Raw genomic sequence first — 19,160 nt, 5'->3', positions numbered from 1 at the left:
CTAATCCCGTCACTGGGCCGGCTTGACGAGCGGGAAGAGGATCGTCTCGCGGATACCCAGTCCCGTGAGCGCCATGAGCAGGCGGTCGATGCCCAGGCCCATGCCGCCCGAGGGTGGCATCGCGTACTCCATCGCGGTGAGGAAGTCCTCGTCGATGCGCATCGCCTCGTCGTCGCCCGCCGCGGCGAGCAAGGCCTGCGCCTCGAAGCGCTGGCGCTGCACCACGGGGTCGACGAGCTCGGAGTAGGCCGTCGCGAGCTCGACGCCGCGCACGTACAGGTCCCACTTCTCGACCTGACCGCGCACCGTGCGGTGGTCCCGTGTGAGAGGCGAGGTCTCGACCGGGAAGTCGCGGACGAACGTCGGGGCGACGAGGTGGTCGCCCACGAGGTGCTCCCACAGGCCCTCGACGAGCTTCCCGTGGTTGACGTTCTTCGGGTCGAACGAGAGCTCGAACCTCGTCGCGAACGACAACAGCTGCTCGACCGACGTCTCCGGGGTGATCTGCTCCCCCAGCGCGTCCGACAACGAGTCGTACATCTTCAGCTGCGTCCATTCGCCGCCGACGTCGTACTCGGTACCGTCCGCCAGGGTCAGGAGCGTGGTGCCGAGAGCGTCCTGCGCCGCGCGCTGCACGAGATTCTTCGTGAGCGCCGCCATGGTGTCGTAGTCGCCGTAGGCCTCGTACGCCTCGAGCATCGCGAATTCCGGGGAGTGCGTGGAGTCCACGCCCTCGTTGCGGAAGTTCCGGTTGATCTCGAAGACCTTCTCGACTCCGCCGACCGCTGCGCGCTTGAGGAACAGCTCGGGCGCGATGCGCAGGAAAAGGTCGATGTCGAACGCATTCATGTGCGTCTCGAACTGGCGCGCCGCGGCACCTTCCGGGCGCGTCTGCAGCATGGGCGTCTCGACCTCGACGAACCCGCGCTCCCAGAAGTTCTCGCGGATCGAGCGCACGACGGCGGCGCGCAGACGTACCGTGTCCCGCGCCGCGGGACGTGCGATGAGATCCACGTAACGCTGTCGGACGCGTGATTCCTCCGACAGGTCCTTGTGCAGCACCGGAAGGGGGCGCAGCGCCTTCGCGGCGACCTTCCAGGAATCGGCGAAGACGCTCAGCTCACCGCGCCGGGAGCTGATGACGCGCCCGTGCGCGAACAGGTGGTCGCCGAGGTCGACGTCGGCCTTGAACGTGGCGAGCGACTCCTCGCCGACCACGGCCTGGCTGAGCATGACCTGCAGGCGGTTGCCCTCGCCGTCCTGCAGCGTGACGAAGCACAGCTTTCCGGTGTTGCGCAGGAAGACGACGCGGCCCGCGACCCCGACCTCGTCCTGCGTCTCCTCGCCCGTCTCGAGGTGCGCCCAGCCCGCGCGGACCTCGGCGATCGTGTGCGTGCGCGGCACGCCCACCGGGTACGGCTCGTCGCCGCGCGCGAGGATGCGCTCGCGCTTCTCGCGGCGGACCTGGATCTGCTCGGGGACGTCGTCCTCGTCGGGCGTGGAGGGATCAGGGTTTCCGGCGGGGGGAGTCACGCGGACGATTCTACCGACGCCCCCTCGATGACAGGGTCCGGGTCACGACCGTGACGGGACGGACGAGACGGACTCGACGGACGGCAGCAGGTCGAGCGCGAGGTCGAGGATCGGGGCGGAGTGCGTGAGTGCGCCGACCGAGAGGTAGTCGACGCCCGTGCCGGCCACCTCGCGCGCGCGGTCGAGCGTGAGGTTTCCCGTCGCCTCGAGCTCGACCTTCGCGGGCACGCCGTCCCGGCCCTCGCGCGCACGGACGGCCGCGACGGTCTCGGCGAGGACGGACGTCGGCATGTTGTCGAGCAGGAGGAAGTCGGCGCCCGCGTCGAGCGCCTCGAGCGCCTGCGCGGTCGTGTCGGCCTCCACCTGGACCAGCACGTCGGGGAACGCCCTGCGGATCGACCCGATCGCCGCGCTCACGGAGCCTGCGGCGACGACGTGGTTGTCCTTGACCATTGCGACGTCGTACAGGCCCATGCGCTTGTTGGTCCCGCCGCCGGCGCGCACGGCGTACTTCTCGAGCGCACGCAGGCCCGGCGTCGTCTTGCGCGTGTCGAGGACCTGCGCCCCCGTGCCGTCGAGCTCGCGCGCCCACGCGCGCGTCGCCGTCGCGACGCCCGACGCGCGCGACGCGAGGTTGAGCAGCGTGCGTTCCGCGACGAGCAGCACCTGGACCGGGCCGGTCAGCGCGGCGAGCACGTGGCCACGACCGACGGCGTCGCCGTCGCGGGCGGAGAACGTCACGGCGACGGGCGGCAGCCCGAGCCGCGCGGCCACCTGGCGCGTCACCTCCTCGACCACGACGAGACCGGCGACCACGCCGTCCGCGCGCGCGACGAGGTGCGCAGTGCCCGTGGCCGACGGCGGGACGGTCGCCTGGGTGGTCACGTCGCGGCCGGGCGCCGCCCCGAGGTCCTCGTCGAGCGCGCGCGCCACGATCTCGGCGACCCACGTGGGGTCCAGACCCGGCTCGACGCGCGACGGGACGCCGGGCTGCGGTTCGCCCTCGGACGGGCGGGCGGGAACGGGCTCGGCGGGGGTGCTCACGGGCCCCCGGCGTAGCTGCCCGCGCGACGACCGAGCACGACCTCGCCCGCGGTCGAGAACGACCTCGCGGTCGTCATCGCGCGCAGAACGTCCCTCAGGACGTGCTCGGCAGGGAGCCGGTCAGCGGACGAGCAGCGTGCCGTCGTCGTCGAGCGAGACGACGACGCGGCGCTCCCACGCCGGGTCGGGCGCCGGGAAGTCGGTCCGGAAGTGGCCGCCGCGGCTCTCGGTGCGCAGCGTCGCCGCCGCGGTGAGGGCCGTCGCGACCTGGTGGATGTTCGTCGTCTCCCACTCGGCGGCCTGCGGCTGCGCGACGACGTCGCTCGCCTCGTGCGCGTCCGTGCGGATCGCGGCGAGGCGGCGCTCGGCAGCGGCGAGCCCCTCGGCGTCGCGGATGACGCCTGGCCCGGCGGACGCGACCGACTGGATCCGCGACCGGGCGGCCGCGGCGACGAGCGCGGACGGCCCGGGGCGCGGAGACGGCGACCCGAGGACGAGGTCGCCCGCGGCGACGCGACCCGTGATCTCGCGCGCCGCGCGGTGGGCGAACACGAGCCCTTCGAGCAGCGAGTTGGACGCGAGCCGGTTGGCGCCGTGGACGCCGGTGCAGGCGACCTCGCCGATCGCGTACAGGCCGTCCAGGGACGACCGCCCGTGCAGGTCCGTGATCACCCCGCCCGAGTGGTAGTGCTGGGCGGGGGCCACGGGCACAGGCTCCTCGGTCCAGTCGATGCCGTTGTCGAGGAGCCGCCCGGTGATCGTCGGGAAGCGCGAGCGCAGGAAGTCGGCGCCGAGGTGCCGTGCGTCGAGCAGCACGTGGTCGGACCCGGTAGCGGCCATCTGTCGGACGATCGCGTGCGCGACGACGTCGCGCGGCGCGAGCTCGGCCATGGCGTGCTGCGCGGGCATGAAGCGGTGCCCGTCGGTGTCGAGGAGGATCGCCCCCTCGCCCCGCACGGCCTCCGAGATGAGCGGGAGCTGGCCCTTGGCGCCCAGCCCGAGCCACAGCACGGTCGGGTGGAACTGGACGAACTCGAGGTCCCCGAGCGCGGCGCCCGCGCGCAGGGCCGCCGCGATCCCGTCGCCCGTCGCCTGGGGCGGGTTCGTCGAGGACCGGAAGACCTGGCCCACTCCCCCTGTCGCGAGCACCACGGCCCGGGCCAGTGCCGCGCCGACGCCGTCCCGCGTGCCCTCACCCTTCACGTGGAGGGTCACGCCGCACGCCCGGGGCCGTCCGGCCGGGTCGCCGTCGGAGCCGGGCGCGGTCGTGAGGACGTCGAGCACGAGCGCGTTCTCGATGACCTCGATGCCCGGGTCCGAGCGCACGGCGTCGAGCTGCGCGACGAGCGCGCGCGAGATCTCGGCACCGGTCGCGTCGCCGCCCGCGTGGGCGATCCGGTCGGCGTGGTGCCCGCCCTCGCGCGTGAGGGCGATGTCGCCGTTGGCGGCCCGGTCGAACCGCGCACCGAGCGCCACGAGCTCGCGCACGCGGGCCGGACCCTCCGTGACGAGCACCTCGACCGCGACCGGGTCGCACAGCCCGCCGCCCGCGACGAGCGTGTCCGCGAGGTGCGCCTCCGGCGAGTCCTCCGGGTGGAGCGCCGCGGCGATGCCGCCCTGCGCCCAGACCGTCGAGCCCGACGACAGCTCGCCCTTCGTGACGAGCAGGACCCGGGGCACGCGCGTGCGCAGCTCGAGCGCCGCGGTGAGTCCCGCGATGCCGGAGCCGACGACGATGGCGTCGGCCGTCGTCGTCCAGCCGGGCTCCGGGGCGGCGAGGGAGCGGGCGAGCGCGCTCACCCGCGGTGCGCCGCGCCGTCGGGCAGGCCGGTGGGCACGCCGTCGCGCACCGCGCCCGGGGCGGTGTCGTGACCGGTGTCGTGACCCGCCCGGACGGCCGCGAAGGCCAGCCCGCTCGGCTCCAGGCCCCGCGCCGCCGGGACGTCCGGGACGAGCCCCGGCTCGTCCGAGAGCTCGACGATGCGGTTGCGCTCGTCGACGAACACGACGTGCGGGAGGTAGGTGCGCGCGTCCTCGTCGGACAGCGTCCCGTACGCGATGAGGATGACGACGTCGCCCGGGTCCACGAGGTGCGCCGCGGCGCCGTTGATGCAGATCTGGCCCGCGCCGCGCTCGCCCGGGATGACGTACGTGGTCAGCCGCGCGCCGTTCGTCACGTCGACGACGTCGACCTGCTGGCCCGGGTACAGGTCGGCCGCGTCGAGCAGGTCGGCGTCGACGGTGATCGACCCGACGTAGTGCAGGTCGGCCTGGGTCACCGTCGCGCGGTGGATCTTGCCGATCATCATGGGTCGCTGCAGCGATGCCGGGCGTCGCTCGGCGGGGCGCGGGGTCGGCGCGGTCACGCGGTTCCTCCAGGGTGCTGGGCACGGTCGTCGGCCGTCGGGGAGCCCGGGTCTCGGGCACCGGCGGCTGCACGGATCTCGACGGCCGTGTTGTCGATGAGTCGGGTGGTGCCCACGCGCGCGGCCACGAGGAGGAGTCCCGGGCCGACGGCGCCGGGCGCCAGGTCCTCCACGGTAGCCGGGTCGACGAGCACCAGGTAGTCCGCGTCAACGCCAGGGGTCCCGTCGAGGATTCCCCGCGCCGCAGCGAGGACTGCGACGGCGTCCGCGCCCCCGTCCGCCGCGTCCGCCCCCGCGCGCAGCGCACGGCTCAGCGCGAGCGCGTGCTCGCGCTCCTCGGGCGTGAGGTACGCGTTCCGGGACGAGCGCGCGAGCCCGTCGCTCTCGCGGACCGTCGGCACGCCGAGGATCGCCACGCCGAGGTCGAGGTCGGTCACGAGGCGCCGTACGGCGAGGAGCTGCTGGGCGTCCTTCGCGCCGAACACGGCCACGTCCGGCCGCACGAGGTGCAGGAGCTTGAGCACGACCGTGAGGACCCCGTCGAAGTGCCCCGGCCGGGACGCGCCCTCGAGCACGGTCCCGATGCGGCCCGACGTCACGCGCACGATCGGCGCGTCCCCGCCCTGCCCGAAGCCCGGGTACATCTCCTCGACGTCCGGGGCGAACACGAGGTCCACGCGGGCGTCGGGTCCGGCCGACGCGAGGAGCGCGACGTCGCCCGCGACGTCGCGCGGGTAGCGCTCGTAGTCCTCGCCCGGGCCGAACTGCAGGGGGTTCACGAAGTCCGTGACGACGACCTCGCCCTCCGCGCCCACGGCCTCGCGCGCGCGCCGCACGAGCTCGAGGTGGCCCGCGTGCAGCGCGCCCATCGTCATGACGACCGCTCGGCGCCGGCCGCGGGCGAGAGCGGCGCGCAGGTCGGCTCGCGTCGTGACGACGCGCGGCGCCGCCGGTCCCGTGCCGTGGTCGGCCGTGCCCGAGCCGTCGTCGATCGGGTCCGCACGGCGGTCCGGGGTCATCGTCGTCCTTCCTGAGGGCCGTCCTGGTCGTCGTCGTGCGCGAGGTCCGGCGCCTCGTCCGGGACGGCCGCGAGCGCGTCGAGCAGTGCCTGCTCGGCGGAGCCGTCGATGCGCCCGCTCGCGCGGGCCCGGACCGCCGCCCCGCGGCTCAGGGCGACGTACGACGGCGGCACGTCGGCCGCGTCGCTCGTCGCCGCGAGCGCGCGCAGGGCCGCGAGGTGCTCGACGACCGTCCCGACGTCGCCGCGCGACACGGGCCCGGTGAGCGCCGAGATCGCGCCCGCCGCTCCCCCGGTGCCCGACTCCGCGCCGCGGTCCGCGGCCCGGGTCGCGCCGTCGAGCGCGGCCGACAGGAGCGGCGCGAGCACGCGTCCCGGCTGCTCGACCCCCGCCGCCTCGAGGGCCTGCGCCGCCTGCGCGACGAGCACGACCAGGTGGTTCGCGCCGTGCGCGAGCGCCGCGTGGTAGAGGCCGCGGGACTCCTCGGCGACCACGACCGGCTCGCCGCCGATCTCGACGACGAGCGCCTGCCCGATCGGCAGGACCGGCGTCAGACCGGTCACGGCGAACGTCGAACCCTCGAGGCGCGACAGGTCGAGCGAGGTCCCGGTGAACGTCATCGCGGGGTGGATCGCGAGCGGGATCGCGCCCGCCGCCCGCGCCGGGTCGAGGACCGCGGCGCCGTAGCGCCCCGACGTGTGCACGACGATCTGCCCCGGCTGCCACGCCCCCACGTCGGCGAGGCCGCGGACGAGACCGGGCAGCGCGTCGTCGGGCACCGCGAGGAGCACGAGCTCGGCGCGCTCCACGACCTGCGGCACCTCGAGCACGGGCACGCCCGGCAGGAGCGCGTCGATGCGGTCGCGCGACGCCTCGGAGATGCCGCTCGCGCCCACGACCGCGTGCCCCGTCGCGCGCAGCGCGCTGCCGAGGACCGCGCCGACGCGGCCCGCGCCCACGACGCCGACGCCGAGCCGTCCGGGGCGGCGGGCGTCGGGCGCGCTCACGCGTCGCTCCCGACGTCCTGCCCGTCGGGCACGGAGCCGGGCACGGGGTCGGCCGGAGCCTCGAGCGGGACCTCGTCGCGCCGCATCCAGAGCTCGGGGCCCTGGTGGGCGCGGGCCTCGTGCGCACGGGCCGCCTGCGTGTCGAGGAGGCGGGCGGCGTCGGCGGAGTCGAGGTGGTAGACCTTCGGGACGACCGGGCCGGGGGTCGAGTGCACGGCGAACGTCGCGACGTCGAACCGGCGCTGCAGGGGACCCTGCTCGAGCCCGAGGGACTGCGTGCGCTCGTGCGGCACGACGACGAGGCTGCGGAACACGCGCCCGCTGCGCAGCACGAGCGCGCGGTCGGTCACCGCGAACCCGCTGCGCCGCCACGAGACGAGGTCCAGGAGCCGTGCCCTGCGCGGCATCGCCACGAAGTGCTCGCCCGCGTCACGGCCCGACAGGCCTTCGTCGAGGAGCGCGCGCGGGTCGGCCGTGCCGAGGTCCGGCAGGACCAGCCACAGCGCGGCGAGCGCCTCGTCGCGCGACCCGACCGGCAGCAGGACGCTCTTCGTCTGGGACCCGTCGGCGCTCGGCCCGTACCCGGCGACGTTCACGTCGACACGCCACCAGTCCGGACCTCGCCAGAACGGACCCTGGAGCAGCCGCACCGCCTGGACGCGGCCGGGCGGGATGGTCTGCGAGCGTGTCTCGAGGAGGCCGTGGCGCAGGCGGATGCCGTCGGGCGAGATCGCAGAACGGAAGCCGAACTCGCCCGTGAAGCGCTGGAACAGGTAGCCGCCGAAGCCCAGGACGGCCGGCAGCGCGCTGAACAGGATGCCGATCTCCCGCGTGCCGATGACGACGCCCACGATGCCGAGGATGCCCAGGACGAGGCCGAGGGTCGCGCCCGAGCGCAGGAGCGACGCGACGAGACGGCCCGGCTGGAGCGCGGTGACGGGCTGCTCGGGCGCCTCCTGCAGGGGCGCGGGGAGAGTGGCCGTCCCGTCCTGCGCCGACGCGTCGGTGGTGCCGGGACCCTGCTGGCCCGCGGGGCCGACCGGCACGTGCGGGGCGGCCGGGCTCGACGGCGCCGCCCCGACGCGCAGGCCCGCGGCGCGGGCGAGCAGCTCGACGCGCAGCCGGTCCGCGTCGTCCTGCTTGAGGAAGCCGAGCTTGACGCCCGAGTCGCCGCCGCCCGCCACCTCGAGCTTGAGCTCGGCGAGCCCGAAGAACCGGGCGAGGAGCGGCTGGACGACGTCGACCGCCTGCAGGCGGTCGAGGCGCGCGCGCCGCTGCTGGCGGAAGAGGACCCCGGTGCGCAGGTGCACGGACTCGTCGTCGACCGCGTAGCTCGTCATGCGCCACGCGAGCGCCGAGTAGCCGAGCCCCACGAGGCCGATGGCCAGCACGCCGAGCAGGACCTGCCACCAGCGGTCGCCCTCGAGCAGGTTCTGCCCCTCGGGCAGGCCGTTGAGCGTCTGCTGGCCCACGACGACGAGCAGCACCGCGATGACCGTCCAGCCGCGCACGAGCGGCGTGACGGGGTGCACGCGCTGCCAGTCGAGCGCCGTCGTCGAGGCTTCGTGCTGCGACGCGTCCGGCGTGGCCGGCGCACCCGGGCCGGGGACCTCGCCGCTCACAGGCCCGCCAGACGAGCCTCGCCGCGCGACGCGAGGCGGTCGCGCAGGCGGTCCGCCTCGGCGGGCTCGAGACCGTCGATCATCGCGTCCGTCGACGCGGACGCCGTGTGGAGCTGGATCTGCGCGATGCGCAGCCTGCGGGCCAGCGGACCGGCCTGCACGTCGACGTACTGCATGCGTCCGTACGGCACGACGACGAGCGAGCGGAACATGATGCCCTTGCGGATGAGCAGGTCGTCGTCGCGCTCGGCGTACCCGATCGCACGGACCTGGCGCGGCACCAGCAGCACCGTCCAGAGACCGATCAGCGCGAGCACGCCGAGGACGAGCCACTGCCACCAGTGCGGGAACAGGATCGCGAGGACGACCACCGGGACCGCGAGGACGGCGAGCGTGATCGCCGTCGAGAGGAGGCGCGCCGTGATCAGCCGTGGGGACACGCCCGACCACACGATCCCGGGCGGGTCGAACGGACCCGCGGCGTCGCGCGTCAGGGCTCGGTCGGAGTCGGTCATGTCTCGATTCTCCCATCCGGCGGACGCCACCGGGTCGAGGTCAGGCCGAGGCGCCGGCCTCGCCGTCGGCCTCGGCCGTCCTGCGGCGCTCGGCGCCCGGCTCGTCGTCGTCCCCCGGGGGCGGGAGCTGGCAGAACCGCTCCGCGAGCAGCCCCGCCGCGGCCAGGACGAGGGCGCACGCGACCGCGATCCCGGCCGCGACCGCGCGGTCACGTCGGGCCTCGATCGCGAGGTCGGGCAGCGCGGCGAGCACCTGCGCGCCGTACCAGCCCGCGAGCAGCGCGCCCGTGAGCGCCGCCGCCTTCGCCAGCACGAAGGTCCGCGCCGCGCGGATCGGGTCGAGGCCCGGGCGGCGGCCCTTCTGGTACGCGCGCACCGCCCAGCCCGCCCAGAAGACTCCCGCCGCGAGCGCGACGATCGCGACGTCGACCACCCACGGGACCGCCGGGAGGTAGGTGCCGCGGCCCTCGACGAACCGCACGACGAGCCAGCCCACCACCGCGGTCACGACCGCGACGAGCAGCAGCGTCCGGACGGACGAGCGGCGCATCAGCGCTGGGGGTCGGACGGCGGGGTGGACACCGGCGGGAACGGTGACCAGTGCTCGGTCCCCGGCGGGACCGGCTGCGCGGGCTCTGCCGGGACGGGCGGCAGGGGCGTGACAGGACGGACCACCTGGTGCAGCGCGGGGTCCGCGAGCGGCCCCGGGGCGGCGACCGGTGCGCCGGTCGGCGCGTCGCCGCGGGCCCCGAACGGCGAGCTCACCGGGGCGAACGGCACCCCGCGGATGATCCCCTCACCGCGCTCCGGCTCGGCCGCCCCGGCCGACCACGACGGCTCCCCGGGCCACGACGGCTCCCCCGTGTGGCGGTGCTCCGGCTCGTCGGGGTGCACCGGGCTGAACACCGGCACCGCGACGAGCGGCTCGGCCGGTGCCTGTGCCGGTGCCGGTGCCGGTGCCGTGATCGGCGGGAACGGCGAGGTCTGCGTGACGGGCTGACCCTGCGGGGAGGACGTCGCGTGCGACGCCGGGTGCGACGTCTGCCGGGGAGGCGACGGCGGGTCGAAGGGGAACGGCGACGGTTGCTCGGTGTCGCGCACGGTCTCCGGTCCTGCAGCGGGGGCGACCGGAGCCGACAGGCCGGCCTGCGCACCCGGGGCCGGCGGTGCGCCCGGGGCCGGCGGTGCGGCAGGCGCGGGCGGCACGGGCGGTTCGGCCGGGGCCGTCTGCGCGGGTGCGGGTGCGGGTGCGACGACCGCGGGCGCTGGCGTCGGCGCGGGCGGCACGACCGGGACCGGAGGTGCAGCCTGAGCCGGAGGTGCGACCGGAGCCGGCGCCCCGCCGTCGGGCGTCGCGGGAGCCGGGCTCGCGATCGGCACGGCGCCCGTCGGGTTCGGCGCGCCCTCCGTGAGCCAGTCGAGCGCGAGCCAGCGGATCCCTGCACGGTCCGGTGCCGTCGCGGCGAGCGCGGCCACGGGGCCACCGCCCAGGCCCGGCAGCACCGCGCCGGGGTCGATCTGCGACCACGGCTCCAGCACGAACGCGCGCTCGTGCGCACGCGGGTGCGGGAGCTCGAGGTCGTCGGCGACCGCCGTCAGGGACCCGTAGACGATGAGGTCGACGTCGAGGGTGCGCGGCCCCCAGCGCTCGTGCCGGACGCGCCCGTGCGACCGCTCGACCGCCTGGCACGCCTGCAGGAGGTCCCGGGCGGACAGCCGCGTGCGCGCGAGCACCACGGCGTTGAGGAAGTCGGGCTGCTCCGGGCCCACGGCCGCGGTGCGCGCGAGCGGCGACACCTCCGTCAGCTCGAGGCCCGAGATGCGGTCGAGGTCGGTGATCGCGTCGCGCAGGGTCTGCTGCGCGTCGCCGAGGTTCGCACCGAGCGCGAGGACGACCTCGACGAAGTCCGCAGGGACGTCGTCCATCCGGTCACGCTCGCGCACCTCCTCGTCGACCGGCGCTCCGGCGGTCGGGGACCCGGCGGCCGCACCGTCGGCGACCTCGTCCACGACGGACACCGAGTTCCCGGACGGGGTCTCCACCGGCGCGGTGTCGCCGACCGGCAGCGGGACCGGCGGGACGTCCTGACCGGCCCGGTCCTGAGCCGGGACCGGCTCCTGCGCCGACGCCGCCTCGTGGAGCAGGGCGGCCTCCTGCGCCGGGCCGGGGGGCGCCTCGCGCGTGGCGTCGGCGGCCGGCTCGTACGCAGCGTCGGTCGCCGGGTGCTCGGCGTCGTCGTCGGTGGGCCGGTGCGCGGCGTCGCCGACCTCGTCCTGGGGACCGGAGCCGACCTGAGGGTCGTCGGTCACCGGCCGGGGCAGGTCCTCGACGGCCTCGGGGCTCGCGCTCGGTGCCGGCACGGCCCCGGCAGGGTGGCCGAGCGCGTCGACCGCCGCGGCCGTCGGAGCGGTGGTGGGCGCCGCCGCAGCCGGTCCGTCGTCCGAGGACCCGGCCTCGGGCGAACCGGTGACCGAGGACCCGGTCGGGGACTCGACGTCGGGCACGGGGGTGAAGGACTCCGGCTCGGTCGGTCGCTCGACCGCGCCCGTGGGCGGGATGCTCGGCGGCATGACGGCCGGGGCCTCGGCGAGCACGGGCTCGGGCTCCGGGTCGCGCACGGTCTCCACGCCGTGAATCAGGGCCGGCGCCACGGAGCCGACGGGGATCGGGGCGACGGGCTGCTGCTCGCGCGCGTCCTGCCGGCGGGCGAGGGGCGCCACGACCGGGACGACGACGCGGTCACGGCGGATGACGACCTCGACGTCCTCGAACGGCACGGTGATCGGCGCCTGCGGCTTGTGCACGGCCACGTCGACCGCCACGACGTCGGGATGCGTGAGGATCGTCGCGGCGATGCGCTCGGCCACGGTCTCGACGAGGTCGGCCGGCGACCCCTCGAGGACGGCGACGACGTCCTCCGCGACCCCGGCGTAGCTCACCGTGTCCGCGAGGTCGTCCCCGCGCGCGGCCTCGCGCGTGTCGAGGTGCAGCACGACGTCGGCGCGGAAGAGCTGCCCCTCGGCCTTCTCGTGCTCGAGCACGCCGTGGTGGCCGGTCGCGCTGAGCCCGGTGAGGCGGATCCGGTCGAACGGCCGGCCGTCCGCGTCGAGGACCGCTCCTGCGAACGCTGTGGTCACGTCGTGCTCCCGTCCTGACGTGGGAGCACGAGGCGTCCGGGGACGGTCGTGCTCCGCTGTCTCGTGCGATCGGTCGTGCCGATCGTTCGTGCCGTTGCTGTCGATCGCTGTCTCGCGGCGGTGTCGTGCCGCCGTCGCCCATCCTGCTAGGTCGCGGGCCGCTCCGTCGAGTCCCCGTCCACCGCAGCACCGGGACCGGCGGCGCGCGCCCGGTCCCAGGCCGCGACGACGCGGACCGCGTCGGCCGACGCGCGGACGGCGTGGACACGGACGCACCACGCCCCGGCCGCGGCGGCGAGCGTCGTGACCGCGGCGGTCGCGTCGTCGCGCGAGAGGGGTGGGACCGCCTGCCCGTCCGGGCCTGCGAGGAGATGACCGAGGAACCGCTTGCGCGACGCCCCGACGAGCACCGGCAGGCCGAGGTCCTCGAGCTCGCCCAGTCGGGCGAGGAGCGGCCAGTTCGACGCCCCCGACTTCGAGAACCCGAGGCCCGGGTCGAGGACCACCTGCTCTCGTCGCACCCCCGCCGCGTGCAGCACCTCGAGCCGCGCGGCGAGCTCCGAGCGCACGTCCGTGACGACGTCGTCGTAGTCCTCGAGGTCGTCCATGACGTCGGCGTGGCCGCGCCAGTGCATGCACACGTAGGCGGCCCCGGTGCGCGCGACGACGCCCGCCATGTCCGGGTCGGCGAGACCGCCCGAGACGTCGTTGACGATCCGGGCTCCCGCCGCGACGGCCTGCTCGGCGACCACGGCGCGCGTGGTGTCGACCGACACGACCGCACCGTCCGCCGCGAGCGCGGCCACGACCGGCAGAACGCGCGCCAGCTCCTCCTCCACGGGGACGCGGCTCGCCCCCGGGCGGGTCGACTCGCCCCCGACGTCGAGGATGTCGGCTCCCTCGTCGAGGAGCTCGCGACCGTGCGCGACGGCGGCGTCGGGCTCGTACCACTCGCCGCCGTCGGAGAACGAGTCGGGCGTGACGTTGACGACGCCCATGACGAGCGTCCGGTCCAGCCCGGCGAGCTCCTCGAGGCCGGCGACCGGGCGCGAGCGCGACGTGCGCGGCGCGCGGTCGGGAGTCATACGGGTCAGCGGCCCAGGATGAGGCTCATCGCCTCGGCGCGGGTCGCGGCGTCCCGCATCTGCCCCCGCACCGCGGACGTGACGGTGCGCGACCCCGGCTTGCGGACCCCGCGCATGGACATGCACAGGTGCTCGCACTCCACGACGACGATGGCGCCGCGCGGCTGCAGGTGCTCGACGAGCGCGTCGGCGACCTGCGACGTGAGGCGCTCCTGGACCTGGGGCCGCCGCGCGTACACCTCGACGAGCCGCGCGAGCTTCGACAGGCCGGTGATCCGTCCGTCGACGTTCGGGATGTACCCGACGTGCGCGACGCCGTGGAACGGCACGAGGTGGTGCTCGCACGTCGAGTACACCTCGATGTCCTTGACGAGCACCATCTCCTCGTGGCCGAGGTCGAACGTCGTGGTGAGGACGTCCCCCGGCTCCTGGCGCAGCCCCGCGAAGATCTCGCGGTAGGCCCGGGCGACCCGGGCCGGCGTCTCGCGCAGCCCTTCGCGCTCCGGGTCCTCGCCGACGGCGAGCAGCAGCTCGCGCACGGCGGCCTCGGCCCGTTCGGCGTCGTACGGGGGCACGTCCGCGGGAGCGGGCAGGTCCTCGGCCGACCGCGAGCGCGTGATGCCGCTCGGGGCGCCGTCCGCCGTCATCAGGCCTGTCCCGGCCCGGCGACGTCGGACACGCCGTCACCAGGTTCGGCACGACCGAGGGCACGGTCGAGCGGCGAGTCCGCCGGGACCTCGCCGATGCGCTCGGGCGGGAGCTCGTCGTTCGCCGCCGCGGCCTCGTCCTGCGGGATCACCGGGTGGCCGTTCTGCGCGGCCCGCTCGGCGTCGGTGAGGACGGGTCCGCGCTGCGAGACGGAGCGCTGCTCGCTCGACAGCCACACGTCGCGGGGGTCGCGCTTGGTCACCGGCTCGAAGACACGGGCGAGCTCTGCCTGGTTGAGCGTCTCCTTCTCGAGGAGCTCGAGCACGAGCGCGTCGAGCACGTCGCGGTACTGCGTGAGCACCTCCCACGCCTCGTCGTGCGCGGCCTCGACGAGCTTGCGCACCTCGTGGTCGACCGTGCCCGCGACCGACTCCGAGTAGTCGCGCGTGTGCCCCATGTCGCGGCCCATGAACGGCTCGCCCGAGCCCGTGCCGAGCTTGATCGCCCCGACGCGCTCGCTCATGCCGTACTCGGTGACCATCTTCTTCGCGATCGCGGTGGCCTTCTCGATGTCGTTCGAGGCGCCCGTCGTCGGGTCGTGGAACACGAGCTCCTCGGCGACACGACCGCCCATCGCGTACGCGAGCTGGTCGAGCAGCTCGTTGCGCGTCGTCGAGTACTTGTCCTCGGTCGGCATGACCATCGTGTACCCGAGGGCGCGACCGCGCGGCAGGATCGTCACCTTCGTGACGGGGTCCGTGTAGCGCATCGCCGCGGCGACGAGGGCGTGGCCGCCCTCGTGGTACGCGGTGATCTTCTGCTCCTTGACGTTCATCACGCGCGTGCGCTTCTGCGGGCCGGCGACGACGCGGTCGATCGCCTCGTCGAGCGCGCGGTCGTCGATGAGCTGGGCGCCGCTGCGCGCGGTGAGCAGCGCGGCCTCGTTGAGCACGTTCGCGAGGTCGGCGCCCGTGAAACCGGGGGTGCGGCGCGCGACGGCGGCGAGGTCGATCTCGGGGACGATCGGCTTGCCCTGGGCGTGCACGCGCAGGATCGCCTCGCGGCCCTTGAGGTCGGGCGCCTCGACGGCGATCTGCCGGTCGAAGCGGCCCGGGCGCAGGAGCGCAGGGTCGAGGATGTCGGGGCGGTTCGTCGCCGCGATGAGGATGACGTTCGTCTTGACGTCGAACCCGTCCATCTCGACGAGGAGCTGGTTGAGCGTCTGCTCGCGCTCGTCGTGGCCGCCGCCCATGCCCGCACCGCGGTGCCGGCCGACGGCGTCGATCTCGTCGACGAAGATGATCGCCGGCGAGTTCTCCTTGGCCTGGGTGAACAGGTCGCGCACGCGGCTCGCGCCGACGCCGACGAACATCTCGACGAAGTCCGAGCCGGAGATCGTGTAGAACGGCACGCCGGCCTCGCCCGCGACGGCGCGCGCGAGCAGCGTCTTGCCCGTCCCGGGAGGCCCGTAGAGCAGGACGCCCTTGGGGATCTTCGCGCCGACGGCCTGGAACTTGTCGGGCTCGGCGAGGAACTCCTTGATCTCGTGGAGCTCCTCGACGGCCTCGTCGGCGCCCGCGACGTCCGAGAACGTGACCTGCGGGGTGTCCTTCGAGACGAGCTTGGCGCGCGACTTGCCGAAGCCCATGACGCGCGACCCGCCGCCCTGCATGCGCGAGAGCAGGAACCAGAACAGCACGCCGATGATGAGGAACGGGATGAGCAGCCCGAGCAGCGACGACCAGAACGACGGCTGGGCGACCTCGGAGTTGTACCCGTCCGCGGGCTCGGCGGCCACGACGGCGTCCACGACGGCCTCGCCCTGCGGCGCGACGTAGAAGAACTCGACGTTCGTGCCGTAGTCGTGCTCGTCGTCCGTGCCCTCGTCGGTCACGTAGTTCTCGGACAACGTCAGGCGCACCCGCTGGTCGCCGTCCACGATGAGCGCCTGGTCGACGGTGTCGCCGGTCAGGAGCTCGAGGCCCGCGGACGTGTCGATGCGCTGCACCGTCGGTCGCGACAGCGTCGTGAACGCGATCCAGAGGATGACGAGGCCGAGCACGATCCAGACGATCGGCCCACTGAGAATCTTCTTGATGTTCATCGGCGACGGGGCGCGCGCCCCGGATCCCTCCGCTCGCGCAAGTGTTCGGGCTCGAAACTACACGCTGGACCTTGGCGTCCGCTGTGCTTCGCGGCCCTGTTCGCCCAGGGCGTGGACGGGCGCACCGCACGGCCGTCCACGAGGGCGACCGCGCGGCGTCGGGCGCGGGCGCGGCTCAGCTCGAGTAGACGTGCGGGGCGAGCGTGCCGACGAACGGCAGGTTGCGGTACTTCTCGGCGTAGTCCAGGCCGTACCCGACGACGAACTCGTTGGGGATGTCGAACCCGATGTAGCGCACGTCGACGTCGGTCTTCGCGGCGTCGGGCTTGCGCAGCATCGCCGCGATCTCGACCGACTCCGGGCCGCGCGAGCGCAGGTTGGACAGGAGCCAGGACAGCGTGAGCCCCGAGTCGATGATGTCCTCGACGATGAGCACGTTGCGGCCCGTCAGGTCGGCGTCGAGGTCCTTGAGGATGCGCACCACGCCGGAGGACTTGGTCCCGGAGCCGTACGACGACACCGCCATCCAGTCCATCTCGACGGGGTGGCTCAGGCGGCGCGCGAGGTCGGCCATCACCATGACCGCTCCCTTCAGCACGCCGACGAGAAGCAGGTCCTTGCCCGCGTAGTCCCGGTCGATCTGCGCGGCGATCTCGTCGAGCCTCTGGGCGAGCTGCTCCTCGGTGAGCAGCACGTTCTCGAGGTCGCCTGCGACGTCCGATGCTTCCACGGGTGACGCTCCTAGGTCTGGGGTGCAGGGGTGGGGGCGGTGGTGGGTGCCGGGTCCGTGCGGAGGGGTGGCCCCGGAGGACCCAGAGCAAGCCTGCCACACGACCGGCTGCCCCGGAGGTCGCCCGGCAGGTGCACGGGACCCTGCCCGCGCCAGCCGACGACGAGCGCGTCGAGCGCGTCGACGTGCACCGCGAACAGGTCGCTCGCCGGACAGCCCGCGCGCAGCGCGGCGGACCGCAGGGCCCGTCGGCGCAGCGCGGGGTGCGCCGCGGCGAGCACCGCAAGGTCCAGCTCCACGGGCGCGACCGCGGGGCCGGCGTCGGGCACGACCAGCGCACGGTCGAGGAGACCGGCGGCGAGCGCGTCGAGGAGGTCGGCGTCGTCGCGCAGCAGGTCGGCGGTGCGCGCGAGCCCGGGGACCGCGCCCGGTCCGAGCACCTCGACGAGCGCCGGGACGACGGCGGCCCGCACGCGCGAGCGCAGCGGCGCGCTCGTGTCAGGGCGAGGAGACACCCCGGTGACCTGTGGCCCTGACGCGGCGCGCGCCGTCGTCCCCGTGTCAGGACGAGAGGCCGCCCCGGTGACCTGTGGCCCTGACACGTGGTTGGTCGGGTCGTCCCACCAGTCGAGGCCGAGCGTCCGGCACACCGCCTCGGTGTCGGTGCGGCGCAGCCCGAGGAACGGGCGGCGCAGGACCCCGCGACGTGGGGCCATGCCCGCGAGCGACCGCGCGCCGGCGCCGCGCGCGAGCCCGAGCAGGACGGTCTCGGCCTGGTCGTCGAGCGTGTGGCCGAGCAGGACCGCCGCGGCGCCGAGCGCGGTGGCCGCGGCGTCGAGCGCCGAGTACCGAGCGGCGCGGGCGTCGGCCTCCGGACCGGCGCCGGACGCGGGCACGACGACGCGGCGCACCTCGACCGGGTCGAGCCCGAGGTCGCGGCAGCGCGCCGCCGCGGCCGCCGCGACCTCGGCGCTGCCCACCTGGAGCCCGTGGTCGACGACGACCGCACCCGCCCGCAGGCCGAGGCGCGGCGCGACGAACGCCGCCGCCGCCGCGAGCGCCGTCGAGTCCGCGCCGCCCGAGCACGCGACGAGCACGAGGTCGCCGTCACCCAGGTCCGCGAGCGCCGTCCGCACCGCGCGGCGCGCGTCCGCGACGACGGGCGCCGGACCGCCCACGGTCTCAGCCGTGGACGCGGCGCACCCAGGCGCGCGCGTCGGCGATCTCGCGAGCGGTCGGCAGGTTCTCGGGCGCTGCCCACACGGCGTTGAAGCCGTCGCGGCCCACGAGCTTCTCGACCGCGCGCACGAACGCGGCGCCGTCGCGGTACTGCGCGATCTTGGCGTCCATGCCGAGCACGCGGCGCAGCACGACGTCGGCACCCGACGCGCCCGAGCCGTCGCGCCGCGCCTCGAACTTCCGGCGGATGCTGCGCACCGTGCGGACGGTGCGCGGCCCGACTGCGTCCATCGCGACGTCGGCGTGCCCCTCGAGCAGCGCCATGACCGCCGACACGTCCTCGAGCTGCCGACGCTCGTCGTCCGTGAGGAAGCCGTCGACGAGCGTGCCGCCCTCACCGCGCACGGCGTCGAGCACCGCGCGGCCCACGGTCCGCAGCTTCTCCCGCAGCCGCGCCTCGGCGAGCCGGCGCGACGACGCGGACAGGTCGGTGAGCAGGCGACCGGCCCGGTCGCGGAGGTGCGTCGCGAGCCAGGGCGCCGTGGCGAACTGCAGCGCGTGCGTCTGCTCGTGCAGGCACACCCAGAGCCGGAAGTCGGCCGGGACGAGGTCGAGCGCGCGCTCGACCTGCAGCACATTGGGCGCGACGAGCACGAGGCGGCCCGGTCCGCCGGACGCGGCGCTGTACGGGTCGAACTGCCCGAGCACACGGCTCGCGAGGACGGCGAGCACGGACCCGACCTGCGCGGCACCGACGAGTGCCGTCGCCTGCGGCACGCGCGGCGGGCGGTCGGAGCCGTCGGAGAGCAGCGCGTCCGCGACCCCCGCGGTGAGCGACGCCATGATCTCGGTGTTGGCCTGCGCCCAGCGCGCCCGGTCCACGACGAACACCGAACCGAGCTCGGCCGGTCGCGCGACCCCCGCAGGGGTCATGCGCGTCACGTCGAGCACGTGCGGCACGGCGCGCGCCGCGGCGTCACGCAGCCCGTCGACGAGGTCCGCGAGCTCGTCGCGCGTCGCCTGCGGGCCGGGGCGCGCGAGGCGCCCGGCGACCTGCGCGGCGGCGGACCAGTCCACGATGGACGGCCCGACGGGCGGGCTGTCCGGCTTCTCGACGAGCGTCACCGCTCCACGGTATCCCTGACGCGCCCCGCCCACGGCTCCGGCAGG

Annotated in this window: 16 protein-coding genes; all 16 read right to left on the bottom strand. The window is 75.2% G+C overall.

Features of this window, described 5'->3' with window-relative positions; translation table 11 throughout:
* Window positions 1-9: 9 nt before the first annotated feature.
* Entirely contained in the window at window positions 10-1,533 is a 1,524-nt protein-coding gene (gene lysS, locus NFS20_RS02405; RefSeq protein WP_251150138.1) for a lysine--tRNA ligase, read from the bottom strand.
* Between the two features lie 42 nt (window positions 1,534-1,575).
* Complete coding sequence (nadC, locus tag NFS20_RS02400; RefSeq protein WP_251150578.1) at window positions 1,576-2,493, bottom strand: carboxylating nicotinate-nucleotide diphosphorylase; 918 nt, start codon at window positions 2,491-2,493, stop codon at window positions 1,576-1,578.
* Between the two features lie 204 nt (window positions 2,494-2,697).
* Window positions 2,698-4,377 carry an L-aspartate oxidase gene (locus NFS20_RS02395; protein WP_251150137.1) on the bottom strand — a complete coding sequence of 560 codons (1,680 nt, stop codon included), beginning with the start codon at window positions 4,375-4,377 and terminating at the stop codon, window positions 2,698-2,700.
* Window positions 4,374-4,886: an aspartate 1-decarboxylase gene (gene panD / locus NFS20_RS02390; protein WP_251150577.1), complete on the bottom strand. Its 513-nt coding sequence runs from the start codon at window positions 4,884-4,886 to the stop codon at window positions 4,374-4,376. The genes NFS20_RS02395 and panD overlap by 4 nt, the downstream gene beginning before the upstream one ends.
* A gap of 53 nt (window positions 4,887-4,939) precedes the next feature.
* On the bottom strand, window positions 4,940-5,962 hold the full coding sequence (gene panC / locus NFS20_RS02385; protein ID WP_251150136.1) for a pantoate--beta-alanine ligase: 1,023 nt from the start codon (window positions 5,960-5,962) through the stop codon (window positions 4,940-4,942).
* Window positions 5,959-6,969 carry a Rossmann-like and DUF2520 domain-containing protein gene (locus tag NFS20_RS02380; protein WP_251150135.1) on the bottom strand — a complete coding sequence of 337 codons (1,011 nt, stop codon included), beginning with the start codon at window positions 6,967-6,969 and terminating at the stop codon, window positions 5,959-5,961. The genes panC and NFS20_RS02380 overlap by 4 nt, the downstream gene beginning before the upstream one ends.
* Complete coding sequence (locus tag NFS20_RS02375) at window positions 6,966-8,591, bottom strand: PH domain-containing protein (protein WP_251150134.1); 1,626 nt, start codon at window positions 8,589-8,591, stop codon at window positions 6,966-6,968. Before NFS20_RS02375 ends, NFS20_RS02380 begins: the two co-directional genes overlap by 4 nt.
* Window positions 8,588-9,106 (bottom strand): PH domain-containing protein, encoded by a 519-nt coding sequence (locus tag NFS20_RS02370; RefSeq protein WP_251150133.1) that lies wholly within the window; start codon window positions 9,104-9,106, stop codon window positions 8,588-8,590. Before NFS20_RS02370 ends, NFS20_RS02375 begins: the two co-directional genes overlap by 4 nt.
* Before the next feature lie 40 nt (window positions 9,107-9,146).
* Complete coding sequence (locus tag NFS20_RS02365; RefSeq protein ID WP_251150132.1) at window positions 9,147-9,656, bottom strand: DUF3180 domain-containing protein; 510 nt, start codon at window positions 9,654-9,656, stop codon at window positions 9,147-9,149.
* On the bottom strand, window positions 9,656-12,244 hold the full coding sequence (gene folK / locus NFS20_RS02360; protein ID WP_251150131.1) for a 2-amino-4-hydroxy-6-hydroxymethyldihydropteridine diphosphokinase: 2,589 nt from the start codon (window positions 12,242-12,244) through the stop codon (window positions 9,656-9,658). Before folK ends, NFS20_RS02365 begins: the two co-directional genes overlap by 1 nt.
* A gap of 146 nt (window positions 12,245-12,390) precedes the next feature.
* Entirely contained in the window at window positions 12,391-13,329 is a 939-nt protein-coding gene (gene folP / locus NFS20_RS02355) for a dihydropteroate synthase (protein ID WP_251150130.1), read from the bottom strand.
* Window positions 13,330-13,334: 5 nt separating this feature from the next.
* Window positions 13,335-13,976 (bottom strand): GTP cyclohydrolase I FolE, encoded by a 642-nt coding sequence (folE, locus tag NFS20_RS02350; RefSeq protein ID WP_251150129.1) that lies wholly within the window; start codon window positions 13,974-13,976, stop codon window positions 13,335-13,337.
* Window positions 13,976-16,081: an ATP-dependent zinc metalloprotease FtsH gene (ftsH, locus tag NFS20_RS02345; protein ID WP_251150128.1), complete on the bottom strand. Its 2,106-nt coding sequence runs from the start codon at window positions 16,079-16,081 to the stop codon at window positions 13,976-13,978. The genes folE and ftsH overlap by 1 nt, the downstream gene beginning before the upstream one ends.
* Window positions 16,082-16,256: 175 nt before the next feature.
* Window positions 16,257-16,811 carry a hypoxanthine phosphoribosyltransferase gene (gene hpt / locus NFS20_RS02340; RefSeq protein ID WP_251150127.1) on the bottom strand — a complete coding sequence of 185 codons (555 nt, stop codon included), beginning with the start codon at window positions 16,809-16,811 and terminating at the stop codon, window positions 16,257-16,259.
* Window positions 16,812-16,822: 11 nt separating this feature from the next.
* Window positions 16,823-17,989 carry a tRNA lysidine(34) synthetase TilS gene (gene tilS / locus NFS20_RS02335; RefSeq protein ID WP_251150126.1) on the bottom strand — a complete coding sequence of 389 codons (1,167 nt, stop codon included), beginning with the start codon at window positions 17,987-17,989 and terminating at the stop codon, window positions 16,823-16,825.
* Between the two features lie 4 nt (window positions 17,990-17,993).
* Window positions 17,994-19,115, bottom strand: coding sequence for an Rv3626c family coenzyme F420 biosynthesis-associated protein (locus tag NFS20_RS02330; protein WP_251150125.1), 1,122 nt, complete (start codon window positions 19,113-19,115; stop codon window positions 17,994-17,996).
* Between the last annotated feature and the right edge of the window lie 45 nt (window positions 19,116-19,160).

It is taken from the genome of Cellulosimicrobium sp. Marseille-Q4280 (genome assembly GCF_943181405.1).
Classification (GTDB): Bacteria; Actinomycetota; Actinomycetes; order Actinomycetales; family Cellulomonadaceae; genus Cellulosimicrobium.
This window is presented reverse-complemented; position numbering and strand designations above follow the sequence as displayed.